Origin of the sequence: Olsenella uli (assembly GCF_016900775.1) — a bacterium.
GTDB lineage: Bacteria > Actinomycetota > Coriobacteriia > Coriobacteriales > Atopobiaceae > Thermophilibacter > Thermophilibacter uli_A.
Genome location: NZ_JACJKN010000033.1, coordinates 1 through 4,275, shown reverse-complemented (window position 1 = coordinate 4,275; position 4,275 = coordinate 1). Strand labels below are relative to the sequence as shown.

Below are 4,275 nucleotides of genomic sequence, written 5' to 3'. Positions count from 1 at the left end.
AGATGTGTATAAGAGACAGACCCGAGCGAGAGGATGCGCCGCTTCGTGCGCAGGGAGTCAGAGATGCCGTCGACCTTGGCCATGGGGCGGAGGAGCCTGCGCTTGATGGAGAGGAGCCTGTTGTCGTTGACCTCCTCGCCGTTGCGAATCTCCCCGTAGTTCGTGAAGAAGATGAGCGGCCGCTGCGCGCGGCCCATTCCCTTGAGTGCGTGTTCGGCATAGGCGGGGGCGTAGGTGTCATCCTGATGGGCCACGGTGACCAACGGGGTCGTGGCGCAGCTGATTGCAAAGTTCCAGTCGGATGCGATGCCGGGGCCGTCTGGGTTCACAAAGAGGGGAACCCCCGAGCCAGACGCGACCGCCCTGATGCGGTCGTTGGGCGTGGAGGTGGCCATGAGGACGTTCGTCCTCGTCGTCTGGGCCATGAGGGAGGAGAGGCACTCCTCGAGATAGGGGCTCTCGCCATAGGCACACAGAACGAAGGTGTGGTCGGAAGGGGAAAACATCATGCTCCTTAGTGCGGCCTCGAGTCCGAGGGAGTCCCCTTATCGGCGGGGCGCGTCCGTTCGTCGCCGAGCGCGATCTCCTGCGCAAGCTCCTCCACCTTGTGCTTGAGCAGGGATATCTCGCACGAATCGCTGTGGACCTTCATGAGCAGGAGCGCCACGATGACAAGAAACACGAAGTTGCTGGGGGACATGAACCCGAGCAGGTTGGAGCAGAAGATAACAATCTGGGGGAACACGGCCAGGACGAGGAGAACAACGGCCGCCACCACCCAGAAGATGGCGTCATCCATGAGAATCTTCGACTTCTTGATGCGTCCGATGACGATCCACACGGCGAGGGCGGCGCCGAGAATGAGAAGGACCCTGAGGGTGATGGGCATTACAGCCCTCCTTTGCGGAACCACTGGAACAGGAGGATGGAGAGGCAGGTGCGTGCCATGTAGCGGATGGAGCTCCCGAACTTGAGGTAACTCTCGCCTCCCTGGCGGTCCTGCATCTGGGCGGGGATCTCAACGACCTTGCAGCCTTGCCGAGCGGCGAGGGCGATGGTGTCGGGCTCGGGGGCGCAGTCGAACCCCGTCGCAAAGTACTCGATCATGCGGGCGCTGTACATGCGCATGCCCGAGGTCGGGTCGGTCAGGGAAACGCGTGCGGTTGCCTTGATGAGCGCAGAGATGAGCTTGGACCCCAAGGCGCGCATCCCCGTGAGCTTTTCCCCGTTGAGAACGCGCGAGGCAATCACGATGTCTGCGTGCTCGCGCTCAAGGGCGCTCGCCATGATGGGAATGAATCCCGGCAGGTGCTGTCCGTCTGCGTCATACTGGATGGCAGCGTCGTATCCGTGGCGCTTCGCGTACTTCATACCCGTACGGAAGGCCGAGGCGAGGCCGGTGTTGACGGGCAAGGTCACCCCATTGAAGCCATGCTCGGCGATAATCGCCCCGGTACGATCCCTGGATCCGTCATTGACTATGAGGTAGTCGATCGTCGGGCATGTCTCCGAGAGCGCCTCGACCGAGTCCGCGAGGCATGCCTCCTCGTTATAGGCAGGAATGATGACAAGAACCTTCATGCATCGTCTTTCGTCGGTTGCATAGGAGCTTCCAGTCTAGCATGCATCGAAGCCATCCGGACGCCCGCCTCGGAACGTTCCGCGAAGGGGCCTTTGACGTGCCGGTCCTGTGAATGGCATGGTCTTAGGCTATGATAAGCGGGACTATATCGTCTTTTCGCGCAGCTCACCGAGTGCGCCATAGAGGGGTGCTGAATGAGAATCGGGCGTACCTGTGCCGCCGTCGCCGCTGCCCTGGCCCTGACGTGTGGGGTCGCCACTGCCCTGCCGTCCCGGGCCTCCGCTGACGCACAGTCGGATCTTGCCGCCGCGGCCGAGCGTCTTGAGAGCCTTGGCGCCCAGCTGGGCGAGCTCCAGGACCAGCTTGCCGTGGCGACGGCGGACTCCGAGGAGCTTGATGCCGCCGCCGACGCCAAGGGGGAGGAAGTGGTGGCGGCCCAGGAGGAGCTTGCGTCGCGTCGTGCGGACCTCTCCGAGGACATGCGCCAGAACTACAAGGTGGGCGCATCCTCCATCCTCGACTTCCTCCTTAACTCAAGCAGCTTTGAGGACTTCGTGAACCGGACCTACTATGTGGAGAAGATTCTGAGCGATCAGGCAAGGACCATCGACTCCGTGAAGGCCGCCGCAGACAGGCTTGCTCAGGAGCAGACGGAGCTCGAGGCGCGGCAGACTGAGCAGCAGGCCAAGGTCGACGAGCTCATGGGCCTCGTGGAACAGTACCAAGGGACCGTGGACGAGGCAGCGGCTGTCTACAACGCGCTTGATGAGCAGTCAAAGGCCGATTTGGCGGTTGAGCAGGCCCAGAACGAGAGCATCGCCACCGCCGTCGAGGCGGCCGAATCGGCAAATCAGGACGTCGAGGAGCTTCAACAGGCAGATTCAAATCGTGAGGACACAAAAGACCCGGAGCCGTCCGGCGGACATTCCCCCGAGGAAGATGCCGGCTCGGAAGAGCCCGGTGCCGACGAGCAGATCCCCGATTATTCGGGCCCCGTCGACAGCGATCCCACCTATAGCGACGGTCCGCTGACGGGCACGCGCACGCGCGACCCATATCTCGACACCGTAACCTGGGCGGGCGATACCGAGTACATCGATGCGCTTGCCGCGCGCGCCGCGAGCATCGGGAGCAGCACGAGCTACTTCATCGCCTTTGATAACGAGCTCTGCCGCTTCATCGTCTTCCAGCGCTCGGGTGGCAGCTGGCAGGCGGTCAAGCTCTGGAACTGCAACGGGGCAAAGAACACCTACTCCGGCGTCTGGACCGTCGTACACAAAAAGATCTGCAACTGGGCGGACGAGTATTTCGGCAAGGGCCTCAACGACTGGTCGACCTGCTACATCGAGTCCTATTCAAGTGACAGCTATGGGTATCTGCGCTACGTCCCCGGCAAAGGGTATGAGGACTGTGCGGCCGTCCACTCCACGGGAGAGACGACGACGGGCTGGACAAACCGTGGGTGCGCGGGGCTCCAGTGGGGGAGTGCCAAGTGGGTCTATGACAACATCCCCGTTGGGACGACGCTCTGGGAGTTTAGGTACAGCGATGTCTTCTAGTACGATTCGTGATATCGTTGTGCCGGTTTACGGAAAGTAAGTTATAATGGCCGCTGCTTAGCCCCATAAACGGAATTCAAACGACAGCCGGGGTCGAGAGGATTGCCAGTGTGTCCGAAAGGATACATAGAGGGGATGGAGCACGTATGCCTATGAACAGGAAGCCTTGCGTTCTTGCGGGTCTGATGGCGACGCTCGGCCTTGGTGCGACGCTCGTCGCCGCGCCGACCGTTGCGCTGGCGGAGACCGCAGTTGCTGACAGCGCAACTCCACAGGCGATCTCGACGGAGCAGGGCGCTGGCCGCGATACGCCGTCAGCCGCCAGCGATCATCTGGATGGTATGCCCACCGTGGACGAGGAGGTCGATGACAGCCTTGCCCCGGACGCCCCGTCTGCCTCCGGGATCGTTGACCAAGTGACAGAGGATGGCGGCAGCGAACCTGTCGATGAGTCGGAAACAGACGTGCCGGAGACGGACGTGCCCCAGCAGGGGGATGACCCCTCTCTCGGGGAGGACGTTCCGGGGCAGGCCGACGACGTGCCCGTCGACACGGAGGGCGCGCCGGGGTCGATCCTGCCGACGGACGACAAGGAGATTGCCCCCGTTGTTCCGAACGAGGTCCTGTCATCGGCGGATGGGGTCGAGGCGCAGACGCCCGAGTCCGTTGCCGCCGATCTCCCCCAGGCGTCACTTCCCGAGGTTGGCTGGCAGGGAGACTCCTACTGGGATGGCACGGTCAACGAGGACGGTACCGCGAAGGCCTATACCGGCTGGGTGGTTGATGACCACGAGGGCCAGGGCCTGCAGCGCTACTGGGTCGAGGACGGGGAGAAGGTCACCAATAGGGTATTTGAGATTGGTGACGGAACTTTTGGCTATGCCCTCAGCAGCTGGGTTCTGCGTGGGGTGAGCGATGTCATCGACGGCCTCGTCTACGTTGCCAACAACGATGGCGTCCTGCTCTCGGCCGGCTGGCATGTGGGTGATTACGGCCAGGGCCTGCAGCGCTACTGGATCGACGCCGGGAAGCACGCGGCGGTCGTGGGCTACGACGACGGGTCGGAGGGCGCCGGCAACTGGGCGCACTACACCACCTCCGAGGGCTACGTCCTGCGCGGCGGCGCCGACATCA

Annotated in this window: 5 protein-coding genes; 2 read left to right on the top strand and 3 right to left on the bottom strand. The window is 62.8% G+C overall.

The features are described 5' to 3' along the window. The 3 genes from H6A23_RS11170 to H6A23_RS11160 form a co-directional block, all read right to left on the bottom strand. On the bottom strand, positions 1 to 506 hold a 506-nt coding region (locus H6A23_RS11170; protein WP_204832248.1), incomplete at its 3' end, for a glycosyltransferase family A protein. An 8-nt stretch (positions 507 to 514) separates the two neighbouring features. Further along, the gene (locus tag H6A23_RS11165; RefSeq protein WP_204832247.1) at positions 515 to 889 is read right to left on the bottom strand and encodes a DUF2304 domain-containing protein; all 375 of its coding nucleotides are present in this window, start codon (positions 887 to 889) and stop codon (positions 515 to 517) included. Continuing rightward, positions 889 to 1,581 (bottom strand): glycosyltransferase family 2 protein, encoded by a 693-nt coding sequence (locus tag H6A23_RS11160; protein WP_204832246.1) that lies wholly within the window; start codon positions 1,579 to 1,581, stop codon positions 889 to 891. Before H6A23_RS11160 ends, H6A23_RS11165 begins: the two co-directional genes overlap by 1 nt. Before the next feature lie 195 nt (positions 1,582 to 1,776). Between H6A23_RS11160 and H6A23_RS11155 the strand changes: the two genes are divergently transcribed. After that, positions 1,777 to 3,141 carry a coiled-coil domain-containing protein gene (locus H6A23_RS11155; protein WP_204832245.1) on the top strand — a complete coding sequence of 455 codons (1,365 nt, stop codon included), beginning with the start codon at positions 1,777 to 1,779 and terminating at the stop codon, positions 3,139 to 3,141. A 464-nt stretch (positions 3,142 to 3,605) separates the two neighbouring features. Continuing rightward, a partial coding sequence (locus H6A23_RS11150; protein WP_204832244.1) for a hypothetical protein occupies positions 3,606 to 4,275 on the top strand: 670 nt, incomplete at its 3' end.